This window comes from Bradyrhizobium sp. CCGUVB23 (assembly GCF_024199885.1).
GTDB lineage: Bacteria > Pseudomonadota > Alphaproteobacteria > Rhizobiales > Xanthobacteraceae > Bradyrhizobium.
On record NZ_JANADQ010000001.1, the window covers coordinates 1,683,678 to 1,710,198 of the forward strand.

Annotated in this window: 10 protein-coding genes and 3 pseudogenes; 6 read left to right on the forward strand and 7 right to left on the reverse strand. The window is 59.6% G+C overall.

Features of this window, described 5'->3' with window-relative positions; translation table 11 throughout:
- Positions 1–205: 205 nt before the first annotated feature.
- Positions 206–6,277 (reverse strand): XopAD/skwp family type III secretion system effector, encoded by a 6,072-nt coding sequence (gene xopAD / locus NLN62_RS07880; protein ID WP_254108291.1) that lies wholly within the window; start codon positions 6,275–6,277, stop codon positions 206–208.
- Positions 6,278–8,192: 1,915 nt separating this feature from the next.
- Between xopAD (NLN62_RS07880) and NLN62_RS07885 the strand changes: the two are divergent.
- A pseudogene (locus NLN62_RS07885) lies at positions 8,193–8,393 on the forward strand (site-specific integrase); the annotation flags it as partial.
- Positions 8,394–8,703: 310 nt separating this feature from the next.
- On the forward strand, positions 8,704–9,168 hold the full coding sequence (locus NLN62_RS07890) for a tyrosine-type recombinase/integrase (protein ID WP_254108292.1): 465 nt from the start codon (positions 8,704–8,706) through the stop codon (positions 9,166–9,168).
- Between the two features lie 200 nt (positions 9,169–9,368).
- On the opposite strand, the pseudogene NLN62_RS07895 reads toward NLN62_RS07890, so the two are convergent.
- The 3 genes and pseudogenes from NLN62_RS07895 to NLN62_RS07905 all read right to left on the reverse strand — a co-directional run.
- Positions 9,369–9,718, reverse strand: a pseudogene (locus NLN62_RS07895) (transposase); the annotation flags it as partial.
- Positions 9,719–9,844: 126 nt separating this feature from the next.
- A complete protein-coding gene (locus tag NLN62_RS07900; RefSeq protein ID WP_254108293.1) occupies positions 9,845–11,422 on the reverse strand; it encodes a hypothetical protein in 1,578 nt (525 codons plus the stop codon).
- A 459-nt stretch (positions 11,423–11,881) separates the two neighbouring features.
- Positions 11,882–12,397, reverse strand: a complete 516-nt coding sequence (locus NLN62_RS07905; RefSeq protein WP_156944743.1) for a transposase — start codon at positions 12,395–12,397, stop codon at positions 11,882–11,884.
- 158 nt (positions 12,398–12,555) lie between these two features.
- Between NLN62_RS07905 and NLN62_RS07910 the strand changes: the two are divergent.
- Positions 12,556–13,224: pseudogene (locus tag NLN62_RS07910) on the forward strand (aldolase); the annotation flags it as partial.
- A complete protein-coding gene (locus NLN62_RS53325; RefSeq protein WP_371933108.1) occupies positions 13,221–13,475 on the forward strand; it encodes a hypothetical protein in 255 nt (84 codons plus the stop codon). The pseudogene NLN62_RS07910 and the gene NLN62_RS53325, both read left to right, overlap by 4 nt.
- 849 nt (positions 13,476–14,324) lie before the next feature.
- On the opposite strand, the gene NLN62_RS07915 is transcribed toward NLN62_RS53325, so the two are convergent.
- From NLN62_RS07915 to xopAD (NLN62_RS07925), 3 genes are all read right to left on the reverse strand, one after another.
- Positions 14,325–15,026 (reverse strand): SDR family NAD(P)-dependent oxidoreductase, encoded by a 702-nt coding sequence (locus NLN62_RS07915; protein ID WP_027527034.1) that lies wholly within the window; start codon positions 15,024–15,026, stop codon positions 14,325–14,327.
- A 263-nt stretch (positions 15,027–15,289) separates the two neighbouring features.
- Positions 15,290–16,354, reverse strand: a complete 1,065-nt coding sequence (locus NLN62_RS07920; protein WP_254108294.1) for an outer membrane beta-barrel protein — start codon at positions 16,352–16,354, stop codon at positions 15,290–15,292.
- A gap of 808 nt (positions 16,355–17,162) precedes the next feature.
- Positions 17,163–23,858: a XopAD/skwp family type III secretion system effector gene (gene xopAD, locus NLN62_RS07925; protein ID WP_254108295.1), complete on the reverse strand. Its 6,696-nt coding sequence runs from the start codon at positions 23,856–23,858 to the stop codon at positions 17,163–17,165.
- Between the two features lie 1,520 nt (positions 23,859–25,378).
- On the opposite strand from xopAD (NLN62_RS07925), the gene NLN62_RS07930 reads away from it, so the two are divergent.
- Positions 25,379–26,137, forward strand: coding sequence for a transposase (locus tag NLN62_RS07930; RefSeq protein ID WP_254113369.1), 759 nt, complete (start codon positions 25,379–25,381; stop codon positions 26,135–26,137).
- Between the two features lie 128 nt (positions 26,138–26,265).
- Complete coding sequence (locus NLN62_RS53330; protein WP_084801738.1) at positions 26,266–26,439, forward strand: hypothetical protein; 174 nt, start codon at positions 26,266–26,268, stop codon at positions 26,437–26,439.
- Positions 26,440–26,521: the final 82 nt, after the last annotated feature.

Here is a 26,521-nt window from a genome sequence, read left to right on the forward strand (position 1 = left end):
GCGGCAACGCCAAAGCTTGACTTATCGTGCGGCGGCATATGGCTTGGTTCGCTCATCCGTCGTTTGACGCCAAGATCTTTGACGCCAAGATCATGGATTCTACTGGTCCTGAGCTTGCGAACAGCGCCGTACGGTGAGATCGCGATGAAGAGGTTACAGAGCAGGCGATGAGGTGATCTAAGATTCGAGGCTCGGAGGCGACAGCCTAGAGGAACGTAAAGACGGAGCTGGCGCTCCCCGCGCGGCCCACTTCCGCTCTCCAATGCAAGATATCCTTAGCGCCCTCAGGGATGGCAACTTGCTTACAAACCTCTCGCACGCAGAGCTCGAGTTCTTTGGATTTAACTTGATCCTGTCCATTTCCGGCTCCTGGTTGCTGCTGCTCCTCCAGCTCCTTATACGTATCATGATTGGCAAGCTTGGCCCGATAGCTGTCTGGTGTGTGAAACTCCAGTTCAAAGCGGTAACCTTGCGCTGTGGCGAGCACAGTCTTGATCCCCACGAAGTTCGGCGTTCGTATCCTAAACCAATTGGTCGTGCTGACCTCAGCATAGCCTCGATCGTCGAAGGCCAGCATGGCTTTTCTGAAGGCCGCTGCAAACTGCCCATCAGGGATCCTGAAGACATGACGTACGGCGTTGTTGATCAGCTGTGAAGCGCTCTCGCAGGGGACGCTCACGCCGGTGAGCTGCAATCGTATGGTCCTTTCCGATTTCAAGCGGCGATCGACGTGGGGCATCTCAACTTCGATCTGGTATTTTGTGCGGAGCGTTTCGGCAATCTCACATACCGTAGTCGTGATTGTCTCCTCCTCGATTTTGGCGCGCTCAGTCTCAAGTTTAGCGCGCACGGCGGCCTCCTCGCGGGTCAGAGTGATCGTCGCAATAGAATCGGCTGCGGCCGGGCGACGGCCGGATGGTTCAGGCAGAATGCCGCTCTCCATGCTAAGCTTGATGGAGGCTTCCATGACCGAGGCCGCAAGCGTCGGATTGTCCTTCAGATTTGCCAATGTCGCATCGAGATCCAGCCTGCCCTGGTTGAGACTTGTTGCTATGTTCTTGCTGTAGGGAGCGGGCCTCAGTCCCGGGGTTGCTTGTAGCAGTCGCTGAAGCTGATGGCTTTTCTTCAGAAAAAGGCCGGCACCCGTGTCAGATTTATAGGCGTCGGTTCCGACCTTGATCCCGAGACTGAGGAGGTTGTTTGCGCTTCGGACGAGGTCATCGGGATGGTAACCATCGGGTCGGGGATGGATCCGCGCCGGGTAGTGGTCAACAAGCATTTGGACACGCTCTCGTGGCTGAGCCGTTGCGGAAAAAGCCTCCGCCAGATCGGGGAAGAGCTCCCACAGCTCCGTGCTCAGCGTCAGCCCTGCATTGCCGCTGCCCTCAGCGGTTACAGGCGGGGCGTGCTCATCCGTAGCCCATGTCCCAAGGTCGGCAACGAGCAGGCCGGCGATTTCGCGAGCGACCGCATGGTCTGCCGCCTCGATCTCGTGCCTTGCCCTGACGAGCGTGTCCTGGATGTCCTGCCGACTCGGCTGTTCCTGGTTTAACAGCTCACGAAGGTCACGCTTGAGTTCCTGCTGAATGCCCTCATACGTCCCAAATACGGCCCGCTCGGCGAACCAGCCTCGTGCGTCGTGGGATTGCGCCAGAAAGGTGCGCTGCAGACCCGTATACGTTTCCAGGACGTTCTGCGTGGCGGCCAGGATCTGGCTGGTGCGACTGAACTGGTAACGCTCGCCCTCGATGGCGGGTGTGTGCGACTTGGGCGGCTTAAGGGAGCGTAGTCCGCGCGCTTGCTCCTCTTGATCGAATTGGCGTACGTGTTGATACAGGGCAGGCCGATCGCCCAGGATAATGACAGTGTCCCCGTCGAAGTCGCCATCAAGCCTTTTCTGTTCGTCAGGCGGGACTGCAACCAGCGACCCCGGAGCGAACACTTCGGTTGCCTGGAGGATGCCGACACATTCGAGCGATGTGTCCTCCTTGACGCGGTCCTTGCGCTCGGTCCAGCGCGAATGGCACTTGACGTCCTCGGCCGATAGCACCACGCCTCGGTCGGCGAAGGCGGTGGGCCACATTGCATCGGGCGCCACGATCAGAATGCCTTTGGCAAAGAACGTGGCATTGTCGGCAGCGAGTTCGCCGTGCGATCTCTCGGCCGCATTGAAGCTGTACTGCATGGCCACGCACGTATCGAGAAACGCCGCGGTTGGATCCCCGTCTGTTGCCGACCTGACTTGCTCGGCGGCAAACGGACGCAGATTGGCCTTGTCATAGGGGGAGCGCCCGATCAGGACGCCCCCTTTCGCGGTCAAAGTCTCGCTTTTGAGCGCGGGCACATGGAGACGGCCATCGCTGGATGGTACTGCAACGGCGCCGGGTCCCCCGATGTTTCCGACCGTCACGGTGCGATAGATCTGTTCGAAGGTCAGTTTTTTCCCTTCTCTGCTTTCGAGCCAGGTCCTGGTCTTCTGTTCCGCCTCATCGGCCACCTGCTCGCTGCGCGGGTAATGCTGCAGCGCCGAGGCGGGCAGCGATGATCTGCGTCCCTCACCATAGGCCGGCACCCGCTCAGGACCGTCTTGAGTCGCGCCGCGTCGAACGGCCAGCATTCGCTCGGCCAGCGAGGCTTTGATGAAGCCGCAACCGTCATGTGGCCGCAGCGCGATCGGCCCCTGCGGTCCACTAAGTCTGAAGGGATGCGCCTCGCCTTCCGGACGGTCCGGCAGCAGCGACAGCCTGAATGCGCCCTCCAACGCGGAGTCGTGAGGTCCCAAACCCTTGATCGCCGGAGGCGCCGCAAATCCCCTGCGCTGCGTATAGAAATAAGCCTCCTTGAAGGGGGCCCAGGCGCGCGACATTCGCTCGAAATCCGTGCCGGCTGCTGTGTCGGCATACGGAATGGCCAAGAGCTGGCCCCCGGAACGTACGCGGACGTCACCTGGCGTACGGCCAGCGATCTGCGCCACAGTCAATCGCGGCGGCTTCAATTTGCCTCCGCCGAACAAGTCCATGCGATACGGCACGCCGTCAACCGTGAGCGTCCGCGCCAGCATAAAGGCGCTCGGCTTTGCCGGCAGTTGGACCGCGACGACGGGAACCGCACCTGCGGTCAGGCGATGAAAAGCGGAATACCTTGTCTCGCGCTCCGTGGCCACGCGCCGGCCCTGCATGTCTACCACTGGCAATTGCATCAAACCCGCGTTTTCCTTTGGAGGCGTGGGCTCGTGGTCCATGTCTCGCAAGACCCGATGCACGTCGAAGGCAGCGGGGTGATGTTGCGCCAGGATTGTCGCTGCATCCTGCGCCAAGAACGAGTCCAGCGCACCCACGGGACCATCCGACTCGATCTCCGCGATCAGATTCCAGCACATATTGGAAAGATCGCGCTCGATGAGATCGCGCGTAATGCGCAGGATCTCTCTGGTCCCACGCTGCAAGTCCTGCTGCCTCATCTGCAGATCGGACTTCTTGCCCTCGACATACGGTCGGCGAAACATCGTTTTCAGGATCGCACGGGTCTTGAGCACTTGATAGATTGAGAGCGCGGGGCGACGGCTCGCGTACGGGCCGCGGATCCGTTCCGCATCGTCCGCCTCAATATGCGCAGCGATCTTTTCCTCGACAATGCCCTGGAGGTCGTTCAACAAATTTAGGGCCTGTCTACGGTGCCAGCGCAGATGAGGACTGCGTGCCAGCGGTAGCACAGCGACGCAGAGATGTCCCATGGCCTCGAGGTTATGCCGGCTCGCAAAGCCGGCGTCACCACGCAATTCGTCAAGCCGATTTAACCCAACCGATGCGAGCGAGCTCAGATCATCGAACAGCCTAGCCTTAGCCAGCGGCTTGAAAAGGTTGGCGATGCTCAAAAGCTCGGCCTGCTCGAGGCGATCACTTGCATAGTGCAGGTAGTGGGCCAACCTATGTAACCGATCCTTCAGCAGAGCGGTCTCGCTAATCTCGCCGCTCTCCTCTCCCCTCAACACGGCTCGCCCCACAGCATTCGCGATGATGCCGAGCTGAGGCGTGCTAAAGCTGGCGAATCGTCGGTCTGCGGTGCCAAGCCCGCTGGCGATATCCACTATCGCTCGAAAGCACACCTCCTCGTCCGGCCACTTGCTGAGGGCGTTGACCAGGTTCGTCAGCTCCTGCTCATCAAAATGAGCTAACCGGTCAGCATCTTGAATCTTAGCTGCAATTGCGACAATGACTTCGCGAGACGACGCTTCTTCGGGCCAATGGCTGAAGCCATTTGCTAGGCTCGCCAGCCCTTGCGGAGTAAAACCGGAGAGCGGATCGGTGTTGCCAGGACGAGAAAGAACCTCAGAAGCAATCGCCATCATTGCATGGTGAGTGCTCGCCTCCTCCGGCCATTTGCTGAAGCCGTTGGCCAGCATCGCAGTTTCTTGCTCATTGAAGCCAGACAGCTGGGCGGTGTTACCGACCCTAGCCGCTATTACCGCTGTCGCTTGGCGGCAGGTCACGTCCTCCGGCCATTTGCTGAAACCATTCACGAGGATCGCCAGATGCTGCTCCTCAAAGCAAGAGAGTTCGCCAGCGCGGCGAAGGGCCTCACGGGCGATTGCGGCCGTGGCTTGGCCACAGTCGTCCTCTGCCGGCCACTTGCTGAAACCATTGACCAGGTTGGCCAGGTGCTGCTCCTCAAAGCAAGAGAGCTCGCCGGCGCGGCGAAGGAGCTCACGGGCGGTTGCGGCTGTGGCTTGACCACAGTCCACCTCTGCCGGCCATTTGCTGAAGCCGTTCACCAAATTCGATAGCCCCTGCGGAGTAAGCCGAGAAAGCTGATCCTCATGCTCGCCGCAGCGACGGACCTCGTTGGCGATTGCAATCGTGATTTGGCGACAGGCCTCCTCCTCCGGCCATTTGCTGAAACCGTTCACCAGATTCGCCAAGAAGTGATGAGGAACACTGGAGAGCCGGTCGTCACCTTGGGCGCGGCAATGGATCTCGGTGGCGATTGCAACCGCAGCTTTGCGAGTGTTCGACATTTTGGGCCACTTGCTGCAGCCGTTTACTAAGTTCGCCAGCTCCTGCTCACTAAAACGAGACAGTCGGCCGGACTGTCGGACCTCACGGGCGACTGCCGCTGTGGCTTGGCCACAGACCCGATCAGTCGGCCATTTGCTGAAACCGTTCACCAGGTTTGCCAAGTGCTGCTCGTTGAAACGAGCGAGCTCGCGGGTTCGGCGACAAATCTCACGGCCGATTGCGACTGTGGCCTGCCGACAATCTTCCTCTGCCGGCCATTTGCTAAAGCCGTTGACCAAGTTAGCTAGTCCTTGCGGATTGAAGCCAGGAAGACGGTCCTTGCCGCGCAGGCTCAGAACCTCGCGAGCGATTACGAGTGTCGCCTCGCAAGTGGCCATCGTATCTGGCCACTTGCTGAAGGCATTAACCAAAGCCGCCAGTTCCTGGTCCGGACAATTGGAGAGCTTGGCGCCGCGGAAAAGAACTTCATCGGCAATTGCAAGGGTGGCCTTGCGCGTGGCCGTCCGGTCCGGCCACTTACTGAAACCGTTGGCCAGGTTCGCCAAGTCCTGGTAGGTAAACCTGGAGAGTTGTTCGACGCGACCGAGAACTTCATCGGCGATCCTGAGTGTGGCCCTGCGCGTGGCCGTCCTTTGTGGCCACTTGCTGAAGCCGTTCACCAGGTGTGACAGCTGCTGCGGGGGAAAAGAGCGAAGTCCGTCAGCACCACGGCGGGCGCGATTCAGGAGTTCATCAGCGATTGCCAGTGTTGCGTCACGACACTCTGACTCTTCTGGCCACTTGCTGAAACCATTCGCCAGCAACGATAGACTTTGGCAGTTCAGCTCTCGAAGGACTCCAGTATCATAGCGACAAAATTCGGCAATCCTGATCGCTCCGTTCCGGCATTCCTCCGCCCAGGCGTGTCGACCGAACGATGAAGCGAAGAGTGAAAGAGCTTTAGGCTCCACTTTCCTCATTAGCGTGTCATCAAGCCGAGACACGCGAGCAGCCAGGGCCCTGCAAACCTCTATGCCGGCTCGACCTCCGCCTTCTCGGCTCACCGCGTTGCAGGCCGTGGCATAACCCCACGCTGAGCGAATGTTACCCACCAACTGGCCGACAAATCTTGCTTCGAAGTCGCCCGCGGCCTTTTGCAGGAACGTAGCCAGGTCCGCGCCCCGCAGCCGCTTCGCATGATCGACGACTGCAATTGAGAACCCACGAATGTCGCGAGCGCGATCGATCTCTTGTAGAGCTGCGTTGAGCTCCTCTGTCCGCATTCGAAGTATTTCTGCGTTCGCGCCCTCGACGCTCTGCGTGGAAGCATCGTCGGCACGCTTTCGTTTTTGCCCCCCGCTTAGGCCGGCGAGGGATTCTGCATGGGGCGCAAGCGTCGCTCGCGCCGAGTTCCGGGCATCTTGGTCGCCGAGCTCGGATTCGCCATCAGAGCGTGAGACTCTGGCTTCACGATATGGCGCCCCATGATGGCGCTTCGCAGGTCGCTTCGAACCTGAGCCTTGGTCGGTCTCCACATGCTCCCTGCACCGCTTTCGTAATTGGGCATCCAGGCCGGGCAAGGAATGGCTATGCCGCTGCAGTGCGTCCAGTGGCGAGCCTTCGGTCCCTCGATCTCCGGGGAGGGGCTCGCCCCCCGAACGGACAGAGCTCGCCTCCCGACGTGATGCGCTGCTAGACTCGACATCAGATCGCTCCGCGCCTGCACCGTGGACCGTTTGCATGCGCCGCCTTTCTGTTCGGCCGCCGCGGTCAGCGATCGATCGCCCACCCGCCGGACGCGACTCTGTTTGCGATCGCTCTGGATGCTCGCGCAACAGAAACCGATCGAAACGGGAGGAGCTCGCTTCCTCCCGGGAGAGGAAAGGCCGACGGCTGCCACCGGCTTCGCGCTGCAGCTCATGCGCCAGGATTTGCCGTGCGCTGAAAGTAGACATGTCGCGGAAAACATCCGCGCTGCCGGGCGCGGTGCGAGACGAGGACGCCCTTGACTCCTGATGCTCAGAACGCAGCTGATCGACAACAGAACTGAATGATTGGCGGCCTTCTGCAGCACCAGGGCGCCCCGACGAACGAGACGCCTCTGCCCCTTCGGAGGGTCCGATTGCAAGTTCCGTGACCGGCGACTTGCCGCGCCCATCAATGCCCGTCATAGCCCAACTTCGCTGCAGGCAAGAACGCGCCAGCCGCGACGTTTGATCACTTTCAACGAACTCCTTCCCGCCTTTGCCGCTAATTTCATCGAAACGCTCCTTGCCAACGAGGATTGACCGTAGATCGTGATTTCGAATGATCCAGTAGGATCTCGATAGGACTTGGACGTCATCTTCGACCCCGGCTTACGATTGTTGCAATCGTCGAGACATGAAGCCGCCCGCATCATATCAGACGACATGACACATTGACCGGTTCGAGCGCGGCTGTCTGCCGCTTGGATTGGGAAGACTGCCTCCTTAGCGGATAGCCATTCTGGCCCGAAAGACGCTTCCGAACACTCCACCCGATCAATTTCGGCGACCGTTTTGACAGATGCTCAACTCGAATGGAGAGATCGTCGTAGCACTCCAGGCATCAAACTGCTCGTTGGCTTATCAGCTGTGAAGGCAGCTACTGGCTTAACGGCGCAAATTCCTAGAGAGACAATCTGACGGCAAGCTGACGCATTCATCAGCTTACGTGTTCAGCTCCAGAAAAGTCCGGCCTTTGGTCGCAAGTTACGGCTACGTGCATTAGCACTACACTTTCGCCTCGGGCTTATCTCGATGCGCGGCAGCAGGCCGGTGCACGCAGGATCCGCACTCCGCCCTGTTCTGTCACGAGGGGCGCAACGCCCGCTATACAAAGCAGGTCATCGCCTTGTTGCTCGTCGACGTGATCCGCCGAGCCGGGCTGAAGCCGCCAGAAGGGCGAATGGTCCCCCGTCTTCATGACCTGCGCCACTCGATGGTCGTGCACCATATCCTCGAATGGTACCGCTCGGGTATCAATCCGCAAGACCGGCTGCCCGTTCCTCGTGACATATCTTGGCCATAAGGATGTCCACTACACCCTCATCTACATCACCGTTACGCAAGACCTGCTGCATCTTGCGAACGAGCGGTTCAGGGCCGTAGGCGCGCCATGCCTCCTCGATCTGGGGCAGGAGGTGCGGCCATGAACAAGAACGCGTTCCCGGAGTTGATGCGCGCGTTCTTCTACGAAGGGCTCGTCGAGCAACGCAATGCATCGATCCACACGGTCCGATCCTATCATGACACCTGGCGGCTGTTCCTGCGGTTCGCCGCACAACGCGCGGAAAGGAAGGTGGCGGTGATCACACTGGCCGATCTGACTGCCGACGGGGTGGCTGCCTTCCTCGGTCACGCCGAGCACGACCGCGGCGGTACGATCGGCACGCGCGACTGCAGGCTTGCCGCGATCCGCAGCTTCTTCAACTTCGTCGCAACCAAAGATCCCCGCATCGATCGCTCAGTGCGTGGAAATCCTTCACATCCCAGTCAAGCGGGCGCCGGTATCCGAACCCTGTTATCTGGACCCAGCGGAGGTAGCAGCGATCCTTGCCCAGCCAGACCGCTCCACGCTCGAAGGCATGCGCGATCACGCACTGCTCTCGTTCCTCTACAACAGCGGGGGCACGGACACAGGAGGCTCTCGATCTCTGTCCCAGGGCGATCCGGTTCGATAGCCCAAGTTGCGTTCGCCTTACCGGCAAGAGCCGCAAGGAAGCATCTGCCTACTCTGGCCGGAAACCGTGCTGTTGCTGAAAAAGCTGCTGGAGCGACAGCCGCGTGCATTGGACCAGCGGCTGTTCGTCAACCGCTATGGCGAGCCGCTCAGCGCATCCGGCGTTCGGTTCAAGCTTGCAGCCTATGTGAAGGCGGCGGCCGAAACCACGCCAACGTTGCGGACTAAGCATGTGACGCCGCACAGCTTCCGACACGCCACCGCCGTACACCTCGTCTCGGCGGGTGTCGACGTCACCGTTATCCGTAGCTGGCTTGGTCATGTGAGCCTCGACACCACTAATCACTATGCCAGGGCCAATCTGGAAACGAAGCGAAAGGCGCTGGAACAGGTCAGTGCCCCGGAATCGGCACGGCATCCCCCGTCATGGAAGCCGGATACGAGCCTGCTCGCCTGGCTCGACATGCTCTGAAATAATGCGAAGGAACGTCAATCAAAAACAGTATCAATCCCGCGTCCGGCGGCGAAGATCGGACAGTTCGCGCGCAATACCTGTCGATCTCGTCCGCGCCGGCAAGTTCGATGCGGCCGAGCAGGCCGCCCAATGACGAGTTGCGGTCGCGCTTTGTGGAGAGCGCGCCCAAAGGTTACGTGAAGATGTTCAAGGCCATGGCGCGATAGCGTCGGCTGCGAACACAGATCACGGCCAGTGTCCGGCCGCAGGCCAGCTGGAACGCCGGATCGCCGCGTAAACGATCGAGATCATTGCCATCCTCGTAGCCGCACGCGATGGCGAAGATACGGGCGCGGATCATATCCCCAAGGCTGTGCACGAAGCGTCCCGGATCGCGCCGCTCGGGGAATACGCAGGACAACTTCGCGGCCAAGCCGAGGCGCTGGTCCACCATGGCCAGAAGCATGACGCCGCCATCCGACGTCAGCCTGCCGCCGTCAAACGCGGCTGTGATCCTCTTGCGGGAAACGGCTGGAAATGAGAACGGCAGACTCGTATTGTCGGTCATGGCGAGCGTGGCGGCGGCCCGGATGTGCGGAGGGTGGGTGTCAGCAACCGAATCCTACGCCACCTCAGCGGCTTACGCCACGCTCGCCAGCTTCTCAACAATCCGCTGATGAATATGACGGGCTAGTCAGCGTTGGCGGAGAAAGATCTCATTCTCCCAGCCTGGTGGCCCGATAGTGGCCGTGTAGTTAACGCCTTGAATGGCGAGATTTGTCTGCGGCTCAGCCGCGCTCGGCAGCACGTTATGCAAGCGCATTCCCTGCATGAAGTTTTCCGTCGCCCACTGGTCGCCGTGCTGCCAGCCCAGGGGAAGGTACGAATCTAGATTCGGCACCGCAAGCGGCGCGTGAACCGGGAGATATTCCGGGCCGGAGGTCGACTCCCCCATCTCCCACAGGGGCGAAGGATTGGGCTGATTAACACTGTCGGCCGGCGAATGGGTAGGTGAAGCCAGCATCTCCAAAAGCTCTACCGTATCTAAACTTTCAGCCGGCAGCTGGCCGGTTCTATCCGCTGCCGGCCCAATCTCATCAGGAGCGACAGCGTGGACTGGCGAGCGGAAGGCTGGGCTTGGCTGATCAACACTGTCTCCCGGCGAATGGGTGGGTGAAGCCAGCATCGCCATAAGCTCTGCTGTGTCCAAACTTTCGGCTGGCAACTGGCCAGTTTGATCCGCGACACCTCGAAGCTCCGCCGAATCGTAAATAGATCGCGAGGGAGCGGGCTGACCATCCAGCCGTCGCAGAAGCTCCCCTGAATTGACACTTGGCACCGGCGACTGCACGGCCAGGCCCTCCGTATGTGGAGAGCTGCCCGCGCCGGCGGGCTCCTGCGCGCTGCGGTAATCGCGAATGATGTTCAACCCGGTGATTAAATTCTTGTTGCTTGAGTATAGGCGTTTCGCAAGCCTGATCAGGGACTCGTGATCCAGCTTAGCAATTCCTTGGCCGTCCTCTTTGAGCACTCCGGCAAACCTGTAAAGTTTGTCGGTATAGTGTTTGACGGTATGCTCGGGTCGCCCGCTGGCAAGAACCGCACTATCGATGAGATCCTTGTCCTCCATAGAGGGAACACACTCATCCTTTCGACGCGGAATGCGAGCAGCTACAACATCGGGCTCACGGTACTCACGAAGCACCTCCAACGCAGACGCCATTTTTACGTCATCCCCGAAGGACTTTTTGACGTGAGCGACCAGGGAATTGTGATCAAGAGTAGCAATTGTTTGTCCCTGAGACTCGAGAGATTTCGCCAATCTGCGAAGAGTCTTCTCATTGTTGTCGGCGGTAGTAGGCGTCCATCTTCGGCGCGCAGCAGCTGCGCCGATGGCTGAGTCGATCAGGCTCGCATCCTCCAAAGAAGGAACATAACGTCGGGAGCTATCTGAAGCCTTGGGCTCGCGGTACTTACGAAGCGCGTTCAATGCGGTAACCATTGAACCATCAGCGGGAAAGAACGCACTAGCGTGCCAGACCAACGAATCGTGATCAAGCGCATCAATCGTCTGGCCCCGAGAGGCAAGATGATTTCCCAGTACGCGAAGAGCCCAAGTATAAGTGCCGACCGTGTGCGATTGTACATTCCTCGCAAAATGCTCGGCTGCCGCCTCGATTAGGGTCCGGTCTTTTTCAGTTAGATGAGGATAGCGGGAATCTGGTGTCGCGTCCGCGGCTGGAGCAACATCGGCCTGGCGCACCTCAGCCAAGCGTCGCTCAAAGTCCTCCTGCCCGGCCTGTCCCGCTTGCGGTTGTTGCAATATGGCGTGATGCGCCTCCGGCCGGCCCGACACATCGAATGGATTGAAGTTGCTTGCGTCCACGCCAGCCTCACGTCCACGAGGTCACCGGAGAAGATCACAACTACCAGGCCTAGCTTTCGAGAAGCTGACTGAAATAGACCCCGAGCGCGGGACAAGCATGGCCGACAGCGCGATGCCTATATGAAGCTGAACCGCAGGCCTCCGGCAGAAGCCGACATCGGGGAATATTCCGCGTCAGCCGGTCCTCGGTTCATCAAATGGTGCTGACGCTGGAACGAGTTGGACTCACTAAAAGGCAGCAAAGGACAGTCGCGGTCCTCGCCGATCCCAAGTGTCTGCCGGTACTTAACTGACCACCTCGACCAATCCGGGGTCTTCAGGGAACCGAGTGGACGATTTTGGGGATCATGGCGGCGGAAGCATGCAGGTGAGAACCTTGAGGCGGCGATATTCGTTGTCGCACAGGCCGTAAGCCCGTCGCTGGAAGACGCGGATTTTGTTGTTGAGGCCTTCGACGAAGCCAAGCGAGACTCTGTTTTCTGGCTCGCAGTAGGCAGCGATACCATCCCAGTGGCGCTCGATCATGTCGGCGAAGCGCTCGTAGGGTTCGAGGCGCTGCCATTTGAGGCTGGCTCTCCAGTTGTCGAAGAAGCGCCTCGCCCAACACTCGCGCCCGTAATCCCAGAGCTGGCCGAAGGCCTCCTTGAGGACACAAGCGGCGTTGAGGCGCCGATTTGCGGCGAGCAGAATCTGGAGTGAGCGCTTCCCCTCCAGGGTGAGGTTTTCGTGACGCGACAGCAGATTACTTCTGGCTGTGTGTACCGAAAACCTACGCCCTGAGGCAGTGGTGATGAAGCCCGCCCAGGACGGCAAGTGACCTGACCACACCGGTTCGCTGAACTGGGCGAGAGACAGGCGCATCCTTGTCCACGCGCCGAACGGCGCACATCGTCGAGGTGATCCTTGCCTATCTGACCTCCAGCGTCGCGGCCGCGACCGGCACGCTCGTACCCGACGAGCAGAAGACAAGAAAAGCAAACTAGCGGCACGACCTGTGGCCGGCACAAAAGGACTCGACAATGGCTCACGCCTTGAACCACGACACCAATCCAGCGACGCCCGCCGATGCTAGGATGATCGCTCGGCCAAATCGACCGGATTTCGACAGTGAAGCCATATGGAACGCGCGCGTCGATCTCGCCGCCTATTTTCGTTTCGCTTCACGGCTCGGCATGCATGAGGGGATATGCAACCACTTTTCTGCTGTCGTGCCCGGCCATGACGACCTCTTTCTCCTAAACCCCTACGGTTACGCCTTCAGCGAGCTCACCGCCTCGCATCTCTTGATCTGAGATTTTCATGGCAACGTGCTGTCCGGAAAAGGCATGCCGGAGGCCACGGCCTTCTTCATCCACACGCGACTGCACCTGAAGGTGTCGCGGGCGAAGGTTGCCTTCCACACCCATATGCCTCACGCAACCGCCCTCTGCATGGTCGAAGGCGAACCGCTGCTGTTTGCCGGCCAGACCGCGTTGAAGTTCTACGGGCGAACCACCCTGGACCGCGACTATAACGGCCTCGCCCTCGACAGCGCAGAAGGCGATCGCATCGCCGCTTCCGTCGGGAATGCCGACATCATCTTCATGAAGCATCATGGCGTCATGGTGCTGGGCAACACCATCGCCGAAGCCTGGGATGACCTTTACTACCTGGAGCGAGCCTGCGCCGCAACGTCAGTATCAGCATCGGGGCCGCATGGCGTGATCATTTCGACGGCGATGCACAAGCCCTCATGAAGGAGGCAGACCGGGCGTTGTACGAAGCGAAGGCGGCTGGACGCGATTGTATCGCCTGGAGCGACGCTATTGTCGACATCGGCTCGCCTGGCATTTGTTCCCGAACGCCCCGAGCGCATGATGGCAACGACATTGCGGCTATCGAGACTGTTCTCATCGCGCAATTCGTAGCTGCCAAAACGACCATGCAGCCCCGCGGATGAGCCGCACGGGTATAGGTTTCTAGGACCTCGCCGACCTGCACTGGCTGTCGGGCGTGATCCACGTCTGCATCCATTTGCTGAAGATAGTTCCGGCTAATCGAATTCTTTTCGAGGTGGGCGGGAGAACTCGGCATTAAGGTCGAGCGTCTCAGGACGTACAACGGCCCTTGCCACCGCTTCTTGGCCTTCCGCGGGCTGTGCAACCGGCTTACGGCTGAGACGGGGATCGGATCGCAGCTGTGAAACCTCTCCTCCTGGCGGCGCGAATTTCGCTCCGATTTGCGATGTCCTACACTCGGCTAGACGAGAGATCTCGTTTGCACGTCCCTAATGTGACGCGATGCTAGGTTTGTGCGACCGATGATACGCCGCTTCGCCTAAATGGCTCCCCAGCCTTATCTGGCGGCGATCTTACTGATGAGCTGACCTCAGACGTATATTTTTCGCGACAGTTGTCGGATTGACGCGCATCCCATGAGCTTCATGTCACGTATCACGCTCAAGCTCCGCGCGCAGCAGGCCCAATGACTCACAATTTGACTTGCTCTATCGGCCTTCAAGCGGGAGTTCATTCACAGCAATTATCAACCTACGTCTCTGACGACAGGGACAATAGTGTCCAGTGTCGTGTAACCAACGACGCGCAGGATCGTCCGAAACGCGAACTTGCTGGCGCTCGTTGTCTCCCTCAATCGAGGCGCGCAATCGGGGTGATTGCGCGCCGCCTCCGATTCCGATTCTCAATAAAATAGGCTACGCCCGAAGGGCGGCGCAAGTCAGGGAGGAGCCTCCGATGCAGGAAGAAGACCGCCTGATATAACTGTCGAACTTCCACAGCCGACGGCTGGCTCAGTATGTCGCCCTTCCGCCCGACAAGTCGAAAACTGCACCGGTTGAGAATGAGCATTCATCTGAGGCGAGCCATGCGACCAGTGCGGCAACCTCGTCCGGCCTGCCGGCGCGTCCGAGCGGGATCTTGGCCAGCACACTGCGGTAGGCGTCATCCGACATCTGCTTGACGAGATCGGTAGCGATCACCGCAGGGGCAACCGCATTGACCCGGACTTCCGTCGCAGCCAATTCCTTGCCGAGTGACTTCGTCAGCGCGATCACGCCAGCCTTAGCCGAGGAGTATCCGGTCATGCCGGCATTGCCTTCCTTGCCGGCGATCGAGGCGAGATTGACGATGCGACCGGCGTTCTGCCGTCGCATCGGAGCGATCGCTGCCTTGCAGCAGAGGAAGGTGCTGGTGAGGTTCACATCGAGCACACGCCGCCATTCGGCAAGGCTGTACTGCTCAATGTTGACGGTTGGGCCGGTGATACCCGCGGCGTTGACGAGGACATCGATGCGGCCGAACTGCTCCAACAGGCGCGCCATGGCGCCGTTGACAGCCGCCTCGTCGGTCAGATCGATTCGATCGTCGGCAGCATTGGCGAGATCCCAGACGACAACGGTCGCGCCAGCGGCAGCGAGCCGCATGCGAACAGCCTGGCCGATGCCGCCGCAGCCGCCGGAAATGATCACAACACGTCCTTTAAACTCGCTCATGCGTTCGCCTTTCCGGTTGTCACGTCTGCGACGATCCTGCGGGCTGCGGCCAGCGCGCGTCGTCCCCATTCCTCGGCACCAATCTTCGGAAGCGATTCGTCGTTCGGAATCTCGAGACTGAGTGGAAGATCGTCCGGCAGCGCACGGACGATCCCGCCAAGATCGATGCCGCCGTCGCCCGGCAGAAGCCGGGCGCAGCGCGCGGTTTGGATCAGCTCGTCATTGCTGGCGGGGATGCCTGCGGGTGCATCGCAGAGCTGGGCCTAGCTCAGCAAGCGGCGCGGCAGGCTCGCAATATCGTCGAGGCTGGTCGCGGAGCGTGCGGCATGCAGTACGTCAATCAGCACCCGTCCGTTCGGCTCATTCGCGCTGGTCACAATCCGCAAAGCTGCCGTCGCGTTCATGACTGCGGTCCACGGCGTGAATTCGAGATCGGCGGTGAGGCCGTGAGGCGCTGCGGCGCGGTAGAATTTTGCGAACCATTCCGTCAGGCGCGCTTCGTCCGGATCGTCACCGGCGATGAGGATCGCGCGCGCCTTCAGCGTGCCCGCCGTTTCGAGGAAGGCGGCGAAGCGATTTGGCTCGAAATCAGCAGCCAGGCGCGCGGTCTCGACGTCGAACACCGCACACCCGTGTCGTCGATGCGGCGGATGGTTTCGCGCAGCATGGCGGCATCTGTAGTGAGCGGCGAGAAGTCGCCGCCGGGCGCGGCGGGCGCGATGCGAGCCCCGATCGCCTGGTAGCCGAGCTAAACGGCCGTAATCGAACTCCGTTACTCGTCGTGGGTAGCCGGCAAAGCTTCCATCCTGGAATTCGTTCTTGTTGGCGATATCGCCGCGATTGTTTTGCCAGGCCACCCCTGCCTTGATGTAGGCCAGCGTTTGGCCCTGCGGGCCAAAAGCGTAGCCGACACGAGCGGTCCCTGTGACAAAAACGTTCGGACCTGCATTGCAGGTAGCGATCACAACATTGCCTGAGAAAGCAAGGCAGCTGTTTGTGCCATCGGAAACAGCACGGCTCGCGTCTAATTCGGCACCGAAAACCCACCCGTTCGCTTGCCAATTGTAGCCGATCTGCCCTCCGGCCAGGAACGCAGGCGTCTTGACGATGTCGCCATCGATTAACGGGCCGTAGGGGTCACTGAAGGATGTGCGGCCATAGCCACCGCCGCCGTGCACGCCGATATAGCCTCCGGTCCAGCTCCACAGTGCTGGCGGGACTTTCATCGCCGGCTCCAGATCTGCCGAATAAGTGACACCGCATCCCACGAGTGCAACTGTTGCGGCACCCCACGAAAGGAATCCAGATCCCATATCACCCTCGAACACACGACGCTCGCGCCATCGGCAACGCAGCTCGAACGGCTGACGTCGTGGCGTCACTTCCGCGCTGCTTGTGGTGTGCAGGATCTAGGCCAGCGGCTGCGATGCGCATCCCGGCTTTTTTTTCGATGGCGATGTTGTCTACCAGACAAGGCCTGTGGTGGTAGGAACAAGGCGCACGTCTGTGGTCGAACCCAAACGCATGCTGTAGGCCCGCACCGCTGGTCGCTCGCGGGGGCGCAACAGCGCATGTGCGTCCCCAGACCGTTGAGCACCTGGTCCTCTCGAGCGCAATGAAACGTAGCGGACAGCACCCCAGGACGAGCCCATATGGTGCGTCGGTCTTCCGATGTCACTCTCGTCAGAGACGCTGGGTGCGCCGACGGACGATTTGAACGCGAAAGCCAATTCAGATTCGACGCAAGGAAAGCTTAAGGCTCTCGCGCTTTCTCCCTCATAACGAGATAACCTGAATCATCAACAGTGTGCCGGCTTCCACGTCGAGGCAAGCTCAAGTATGCCCGTCAGGCCACATTCTGCGACGATGCTGTCGTGCCAACCTGGCTCGGAGCGCCCGCGGCATGCATGGGGCTGGCCTCAAGGCGCTCCTTCAGGTTATTCAAACAGTCCTCCGCATAGGATTGCGCCTGCGAGACCGTCAAGTCGACCGCGGCATTCGCGGCCCGTTCAATTAGTTCTTTCGCTAGCCCCTCGCGCATCGCGATCTTGACTTCGGGCCCAGCGATACAGCCCACCGCCTGCGCCGCGACACTGAGGCCCGGCTACTTCCAGCGCCTGCTTCATATTGCCCCCGCTAATGGCGGAGATAAGCGTGGAGCGCTTCCACACATGCATCCGCGTTCTTGTTATTGTTCCTTTTGTGGGGCGGAACGACTGTGAGATCGGCTTGGCGATAGAACGGCGTTCTCTGCGCTACAATCTTCTCGAAGCGCTCCTTCTTGATAGCTGACCCGTTGGAGCTCTCGGCGACATAGCTATCCTCCGCCTTGTCGGTCCGCAGCAACGGACGGCTAATGTCTCTTGCCAGGCGCTTCCATATCTCGTCTCGGTTGGTGTCGATCCAGATCGACACCGCCTTGTCCAGCACGAGGCGCCGCGTTTCCTCGCGCTCGAATGCCCCACCGCCGGTTGCGAGGACCACGTTACCTTTCTCCACGCACTGCGCGATCAGGCTTGCCTCGCGCTCCCTGAACCACTGCATGCCTTTGTCTTTGGCACCGAAGATTTCCGTTATCGACATACGCGTCTCCTTCTCGATCTTTTTGTCGGAGTCGATAAAGGCCAGCCCCAGTCGCCTCGCGAGAGCTGCGCCGATGGAGGACTTACCGGCGGCCGGCAGGCCGACGAGCACAATCGGCTGCACGCCAAGTGCCTCAACAACTTCTTTTGCAGTCTGAGACATCTTTGGCGTGCTTATTCGTGCAGCGGCTCGCAATCCGAACGCCGCGTCGACGCCACGTGCATCCGACCCTTCGATATGCCAGTGAGGGAAGTCCTTGACGCCGTAGGGGATCGCCACCTGACTGCAGACCTTTCTCGCGCGCTCTGCCAGCAATTCCGCCTTAGATTGCTCGAGAGCAGCTCCACTCGCCTGTCGCCGCAACCTGTCGTGCTCCTTGTAGGTATCGTGATTATCTAGCTTGGCCTGATAGCTGTCTGGCGTATGGAATTCGATCTCGAAGCGGTAACCGCCGGGGGTGGCGAGCACAGTCTTTATGCCGACGAAAGTTGGATCTCGCATCCTGAACCAGTTAGTGGTGCGGATTTCGGCGTAGCCCAACTCGTATAACGTAAGCATGGTCTTCTTGAAGGCGCCCGCAAGATCCTTGTCGGGGATTTCGAAGACATAGCGGACGGCGCTGCTGATCAGCTGGGTGTTGCCGTCGGACTTAACCGTGGCTCCGGTCAGCTCGTCTGTCATGGAGGTTTTCGATCTCAAGCGGTCACGGAAATGCGGCAGACTCACCTGGATATCCGCTTGCCTGAGCATCTCGGCGACCTGGAATGCCGTTGCTGTAATCTCCCTCTCTTCTGCCGCGGCCCTGGCAAATTCGGCCTTTGCGCGCTCCGCGGCCTCCTCGCGGGTCAACGTGGTCGTCATGCCGGAATCCTCGGCCGTCAGGTTCCGACTGAATGGTTTGGGCAGGATGCGGTTTTCAACGGCGAGGTTGATCGAGACTTCCATGATTGAAGCTGCCAGCGTGGGATTGTCCTTTAGCGACTCCAACGTCGCGTCGACATCGAATCTTCCCTGGTTTAGCGTCGCCGCCGTGCTCTTGATGTAGGGCACGGTTTTCAAGCCTGGCATCTGGTGCAGAAGTCGCTGAAGCTGTTGGCTTTTCTTCATAAAGACGCGGGCGCCAGTATCGGACTTATAGGCGTCGGTCCCGATCTTTATCCCGAGGCTTAGGAGATTCTTTGCACTCTCTATGAGATCATCCGGATCGTAACCATCCGGTCGTGGATAGATGCGCGCAGGGTAATGGTCGAGCACAGCCTGGACACGATCCCGTGGATGGGCAGTAGTCACATAGGCCTCCGCCACATTTGGGAAGAGCTCAGAGAGCGCTTGGCTTACCGTCGCGGTTCGGTCGCTCACGCTTTCGATCGTTTCGGGCGGGATCTGCCCATTCGCACTCCCAGCCCACGCTTCCAGGTCGGCCGCGAGCAACTCGGAGATCTCACGAGCGACTGGATGCTCTGCGACCTCGATCTCGTGCATCGCCCTTTCAAGCTTGCTCTGGATATCCTCGCCGCTCGCCTGTTCTTGATTAAGCAAGAGGCGGATGTCTCGCGTGAGCTCGTGATGAAAGCCCTCATAGATGCCAAAGATGGCCCGCTCGGCAAACCAGCGCCGTGCTTCATGCGATTGAGCCAAAAAGGTGCGCTGCAGGCAACTGTAGATTCCCAAGACATCCTTCGTGGCAGCAAGAATCTGGTTGGCGCGACTAAATTGGTACCTACCGTCTTCGATCGCCGGCGTATGCGACTTTGGCGGCTTAAGCGAGTGAAATCCGCGAGCTTGCTCCGCGTCATCGAATTGCCGGACGTGCTCATAAAGCCGCGGCTGGTCGGCGATGATAGTGACCGTATCGCCGTCGAAGTCGCCGTCGAGCTTTTTCTGTTCATCAGGCGGGACGGCAACCAGGGACCCCGGAGCGAAGATCTCAGTGGCCTGGAGAATGCCGACACAATCGAGCGAGGTGTCCGCCGTTACGCGATCCTTGCGCTTGGTCCAGCCCGAGTGGGACTTGACGTCCTCGGCTGACATCACCAGGCCACGACCTCGATAGTTCGCCGGCCACATCTCATCCGGCACCACGATCAGAATGCCTTTGGCGAAAAAGGTCGGATCGTCGGCCGCCAGTTGCTCCCCTGACTTCTCCGCGACATTGAAGCTGTATTGCATGGCCACGCACTCGTCGAGGAACACAGCCGTCGGGTCGCCGTCAACTGATGACTTGACTTTTTCGGCAGCGAACGGCCGCAGATTGGGTTTGTCATAGGGGGAACGGCCGATCAGCACGCTAGCCCTCCCGGCCAACGTGTCGCTCTTGAGCTTAGGCACATGAAGATGGCCATCATCGGATGGCACGGCGACCGCGCCGGGCCCCTCGATGTGTCCAGCCGTCACGGTGCGAAACAGCTGTTCGGACGTCAGTTCCTGCTCTCGTCTGCTCGCAAGCCAGTTCGCAGCTTTCTCTCGCACCTCTTGCGCCACCTGCTCGCTGCGCGGATAGTGTTGCAGCGCCGAGGCGGGCAGCGACGATCTCCGTCCCTCACCAAAAGCAGGCACCCGATCGGAAGCTTCCTGCTGGCCAGCCCGGCGAACAGCTAGCATACGCTCGGCCAGCGATGCCCTGATGAACCCGCAGCCGTCATGCGGTCGCAAAGCTATCGGCCCATCCGGTCCAGACAGCTTGAAGGGATGTTCCTCGCCAGTACGGCGGTCCGGCAGCAGTGACAACTTGAAGCTGCCCTCCAGCGCGTAGTCATGAGGGCCTAGATCTTTGATAGCAGGTGGCGCCGCAAATCCCCTGCGCTGAATGTAATAATATGCCTCTTTGAACGGGGACCAGGCGCGTGACAGCTGCTCGAACGGCGTCCCAGGCGCGGTCTCGGCATACGGAATGGCAAGCAGCTTTCCCCCGGAAGTGGTGGCCCCCGCGTCGCCCGGAGCGCGGGCGGCAATCTGAGACAGGGTTTGTTTCGGCCCTTTTAACTTGCTTCCGCCGAATAGGTCCATTCGATATGGCACACCATCGATGGTGAGCGTCCGGGCTAACAAGAATGTGCTCGGCTTTCCCGGCAGTTGAACCGCGACGACCGGCAAGGCCCCCGAGGTCAGGCGATGAAAAATCGAATACCGCGTCTCGGGCTCCGTGGCTAGTCGTCGCCCCTGCATGTCAACGACCGGCAACTTCACGAGTCCAGCTTGCCCCTGTGGGGGCCTGGGCTCATGGTCCATCTCTGTCAACAGCGCGTGCACGTCGAAGCTGGACGCAGGATGTTGGGCGTGGACCGCGGCCACGTTGTGTAACATGAACGTGTCTAGCGCATCGAGCGGCTCGTCCGCTTCGAGCTCTGCGATCAGGTTCCAACTCATGTGGGAGAGATCGCCTTCAATAAGGCTGCGCGCGCTGGCCAGGATCTCCTTGGACTTGCGCTCAAGCTCCTGCCGCCTCATCTGCAAGTCAGACTTTTTGCCCTCGACATACGGCCGCTTGAACAATTCCTGTACGATCGTCCGGGCCTTTAGCACTTGATAGATCGAGAGAGCGGGACGGCGGCTCGCGACGGGCCCACGGGCCCGCTCGGCCCTGCCAGCATTGAGATGCGCCTCGATCTTGCGCTCCACGATCGGTTGCAAGTCGTTCAGCAAATTGAGAGCCTGCCTGCGGTGCCAGCGCAACTGTTTCTGTTGGCTGCGCGCTAGCGGCAGCAGAGCTGCAGAAACATGGCCCATAGTTTCGAGGTTATTCTCGGCGGCGAAATCAGGATGAGAACGTAATTCGTTGAGCCGATTCAATCCAATCGATGCAAGCGAATCGAGATCATCGATTAGTCGGACCTTAGCCAGAGCCTTAAGAATGGTAGCGATGGCCAGAACATCTGCCCGCTCCAGCCGATCACTCGCATACTGCAGATAATGAGACAGCTGGTGTAGCCGATCCTTCAGCAGACTGGTTTCCGCAATCTCGCCGCTGTCCTCGCCCGTCATGAAACTTCGCGCCAGAGCATTAGCAATGATGCTGAGCTCAGGCGTCGTGAAAGCGCTGAATCGTTGCACTCCCCGGCCAAGTCCGCGCGCGATGTCCACTATGACTTGCCGGCACGCCGCCTCTTCCGACCATTTGCTGAAGTCGTTGATCAGGCTTGCAATGTGCTGCGGAATGAAATCAGAGAGCCGGTCGTTATCGCGGATCTCACGGGCGATTGCGATCGTGGCTTGAGCACAAGATTCCTCTTCCGGCCACTTGCTGAACCCGTTCACTAGGTTCGCCAGCTCCTGTCCGTTAAATTGAGAGAGCCTGTCGCTCCCACGAACATCGCGCGCGATTGCGACAGCGGCTTGACGACAGTCAACCTCTTCCGGCCACTTGCTGAAGCTGTTTACCAGATTCCCGCGGTCCTGCTGACTACAACCCGAGAGCTGGCGTCCAAGGACTTCGCGGGCGATAGCGACTGTGGCTTGGCCTGCGTCCACGTCTTCCGGACACTTGCTGAAGGCATTCGCCAGGTTTGCTAGATGCTGATCGGTAAAATCGGAGAAGGAACCCTCGGGATCGGCGCGGCGGCGAACGATATCACCTGCGATGGCAGTTATTGCTTGGCGGCTGATCGTCTCTTTCGGCCACTTGCTGAAACCGTTCGCCAGGTTTGCCAACTCCTGATGAGTGAAATCAGAGAGTTCGGCGCGGCCAAGGATCTCATCGGCGATCGCGATTGTGGCTTCGCGACAGGTCGCCTCATCGGACCACTTGCTGAACCCGTTCACCAAGTTTGCCAGTCCGTGCGGCGTTAAACCAGAAACTCTGGTGGCAGCGCGGCCGGAACCAGTGATCTCCTTCGCTATCGCGACTGCAGCCCGAGAACAAGTCGGCTCTTCCGGCCACTTGCTGAAACCGTTAACCAAGTTAGCCAGTTGCCGGTTGGAAAAACCGGAGACCCGGTTGGCACAGCGGCTGGGATCAAAGATCTCGCGTGCTATCGCGACTGCGCCTTGTCGACAGTTCGCATCTTTTGGCCATTTGCTGAAGCCGTTCACTAAGCTCGCTAGGTGCTTGGGATCAAAAGCAGCGAGCCGGCCGTCGTCGGGAAGTTCACAGGCGATTGCAACTGTGGCTTGGAGGCAGGACGCCTCTTTCGGCCACTTACTGAAAGCGTTCACGAGGTTCGCAGAGTTCTGCGGAATAGCATGGGAGAGCAGGTTAGCGCCATGAATCACCTGCTCGGCAATCGCGATCGTAGCCTTCCGACACCCGGCCTCTTCCGGCCACTTGCTGAAGCTGTTTGCCAGGGTTGCGAGTTCTCGCGCGGGGAAATTGGATAGCCCAGTGGCTTCACGGGCACGAGCACGAATCTCTTTGGCGATCGTGACTGCGGCATCAATGGTGGCCTCCTCATTCGGCCATTTGCTAAAGCCGTTCACCAAGTTTGCCAGTCCCAACGGAAGAAGACCAGAGAGCCTTCGGCCGTCGCGAATCTCTCTGGCGATGGCAACGGTTGCTCGGCGACAGTTCTCCTCCTTCGGCCACTTGCTGAAACCGTTCACCAGGTTCGCCAGGTGCTGCTCGTTGTGGTCAGAGAGCTCCGCACGATGGGCAACGACCACACCGGCGATCGCGACCGTGCCTTCGCGACAGATATCCTCTGCCGGCCATTTGCTGAACCCATTTGCAAGCAACGATAGGCTCTGGCTCTTCAGGTCCCAAAGCGCTCCACTTTCATCGCGATAAAATTCGGCGATTCTCATCGTTGCATTGCGGCATGTCTTCGACTCTGGGTGACGACCAAACGATGAAGCGAAGAGCGAAGGCGCCCTAGGATCAAGCTTCTTGATCTGCGCGTCATCAAGTTCTAACACCCGAGCTGCCATGGCCTTACAAGCCTTTATACCTGCTTCACCTCCAGCCTCTCGGCTCACCGCGTTACATGTCGTGGCGTACCCCCATGTCCTTCGCCTGCGGACATCGTCCTCCCAGACGTGAACAAATTCCCTCTCGAAATGGGTGGCGGCTCTTTGCAGGAAGGCTGCAAGGCCCGGCATCCTCAGCTGCTTGGGATGGCCCTGCTTCGTGTGATCCACCACAGCAGTTGAGAATGTATAGAAGTCGTGAGCGCGACAGGCGCGATCGATGGTGTCGATCGCTTCACGGAGCTTCGCTTCGTCTGGTCCTGCACGTCTATGTGCTTCCGAGGTTAGGCCATGCAAGCTCTGCGCGGTCACCTCGTCGATGCGCCGCTTCGCTGCTCTCTCGCTCAGCACGGCCGCGCATTGCTTACCGCGTGGGAACCCAATTTGCGAGCTTCGGGGTGCTCGATCACTTTGCAGAGTTTCGCCGTCCGCACGCGCGGAGGTCGCCCCCCGATTTAGCACGTGAGGATAAGAACCATAAGACCGCTGGTCGGCGCTCTCCATGGCCACATCGCTGATACGCGACGCTTCGGATCCAGCCTCTAGGTAGGGCAAGGATCGGCCATATCGTTCAGTTGTGTCAATCTGCGCTTTCCCAGTCCCCTGGTCGACACGCCACTGATCATCGCCCAAACGCTGCGAGTTTGCTTCCCGAGCCAGCGCACTGGAGTGTTGAGGATCAGAGCGCACGCGCTCCACGACAGACAAGAACGATCGGCCTCGAGCTGCCCCCACCAATTCATCAGCGCACACTTTCCGCCCGCTGGGTACGTTCAGCTTCTTCCGAGATGTCCGACCGCCCACGGTCGCTAATGCGCTTCAATATCCATCTCCTATGCAGCCGAGAATGTTAGCAATAGTGGTTGTTGTACCATGCGTGGCGACGCGCTCTTTCCGGCGAACAATCAGTGACATGAGCCCCGAGCAGGTTACGGCGCAAGCGAAAGCGAACGGTTCAGTCGTGATGTCCAACAAGCCGGGTGAGCCGTAGAGTCCGCAAGATTTCTGGCCTCTGCTCCGACATCCTTTTCGGCGCCGATGCCGCAGCCGGCCCCCTATAAACGTCGGAGTAAAAGACCGTCGAGGGATCTGCCTCGAATTTGAACGAGCTACTCGTAAGGCCACTATGGAATACTCATTGACCTGCAACTTGTTCGCCGCGACGCCCGGCGACGTAAACCTGGGTAGACCGCTGAGTTAGATAAGAAGAGATCGGCGCAGCCGCCTCACTGAGGACAACACTCGCCGACGTTAGTAATGCGATAAGGCGGGTGTCCCCGGCCCTCCATGGCGGGCCGGTACTTAGATAGGCGAGCTGACAGCAAGCTGACGAAGTCACCGCGAAACGCGCCACCCAATATCTGGTCTTCATGGCCCTGGGCGGCGGAAGAGCTGATCCAGGACTGATCTTCGCTACTGCCGCTTCCATCAAACAACTACGGGAGTCCCGGAACGAAATCAGCAAGTGCAAGGTTGCCGTACACTGCTAGGCTTGGCAGGAAAGATGGACGACAGAATTAGGTTCCTCCTCGTATTTGGTGTAAGTTGACGGATTCACGGGAAGCGCGAATAAGGTCATAAGGTCGGAATCGCAGTCGACGCTCGTGATTCGCCCTTGTTCCCTGCCTTCCGTCCGTTCGTCTTCCCGAGGTTTCGATTGTCCAGATCCTTGCCCAGAGCAATAAGGTGATGCTCGTGGCTCGGACGAAGACAGCGGTCTTCGTTCTGCCCCTGTTGCGGCTGCCAGATGGGCCGCGTCCACAGCCATTACGTGCGACGCTTAGCTGATCTGCCGCGGCAAGATCGGGGCCGTCGAGATCCGGCTTCACGCGCGACGCTTTCGATGCACGAATTCGCAATGCCTGCGTCAGATATTCGCTGAGCGGTTGCCGGAAACGGCGCGACCGAAAGCGAGGCGAACGTCCCGTCTCTGCGACAGGCAACTGGCGATCGGCTTCGCGATCGGCGGGGAGCCGGGTGCACGTTTGTCGGACAAACTTGGTATGCCGGCCAGCGGCGACACGCTGGTGTGGATGATCCACGCAACCGAGTTCAAGCCGCCTGAGCCGCCGCGCGTGATCGGCATCGATGACTGGGCCTGGCGCAAGGGGCAACGCTACGGGACCATCATCTGCGATCTAGAGCGGCATCGCGTCATCGATCTTTTACCGAACCGAAATGCCAATGCGATCGCGTCTTGGCTGGGAGGCCATCCAGGCATCGAAGTTATCGTGCGCGATCGTGCCGGCATTTATTCTAAGGGCGCCCGTCGTGGTGCTCCCGATGCAACACAGGTCGCTGACCGTTTTCATCTTCTCCAAAATCTGGGTGAAGCGCTGCATTCGGCAGTTAGTCGTCATCGCAAGACGGTCGATACCGCAGGAAAGGCCACGATCGCCGACATCGTCGAAGACGATAAAACCAAGCTCGAACCACCGATAGAGCCTTCTACAAAACTTCATCAGCTGCGCAGCACGCGGCGCAGCCATCGCCGTTCACTCTATGCCGAAATCCTCGACTTGCACGCCGACGGCCTGTCGTCGCGCGGGATCGCGCCGCGGATCGGCATGAGCGGGGGTCCGATCGGCTCATGTCGTGTGATCCAGCCTGCCTGGCGACTGCGCCGCTAACTGGATGTCCCATCCATACAATCGATTTTACCAATCCCACGAAATGAGGGTAGAAAACGTCAGTTTATTTAAATTGAACTCGGGCATATCCGGATGGCTATCGATCGTTGCTGTTAATCTCAACTTCCATGCGTATCGAGGACGTCATGGTCGTGGTTTTCGCGATTGAGGGCAGGATGAGCGATTGGCCGAGCGGCACCCTAATCAATCGGAACGGGCCAGAACTGTGGCGGATCCCGGCTCCTTATCTAGGGCGCCTAACGAGCGCGCTGACGCCGGCAGACGCTGCAGCGTGTATCTGACGTTTGACGACGGCCCTAGTCTGCTTTTTTACACCGGATAGTTGTCTTAGATGTGCTGGCCGAACAGCTAGTGTGGCCGACT

Bases quoted from the DNA above. Each gene is read 5' to 3' on its own strand.
- NLN62_RS53330 (WP_084801738.1), top strand. From the start codon at position 26,266: ATGCGTATCGAGGACGTCATGGTCGTGGTTTTCGCGATTGAGGGCAGG.
- NLN62_RS07915 (WP_027527034.1), bottom strand. From the start codon at position 15,026: ATGAGCGAGTTTAAAGGACGTGTTGTGATCATTTCCGGCGGCTGCGGC.
- xopAD (WP_254108291.1), bottom strand. From the start codon at position 6,277: ATGCGGACAGAGGAGCTCAACGCAGCTCTACAAGAGATCGATCGCGCT.
- NLN62_RS07905 (WP_156944743.1), bottom strand. From the start codon at position 12,397: ATGCGCCTGTCTCTCGCCCAGTTCAGCGAACCGGTGTGGTCAGGTCAC.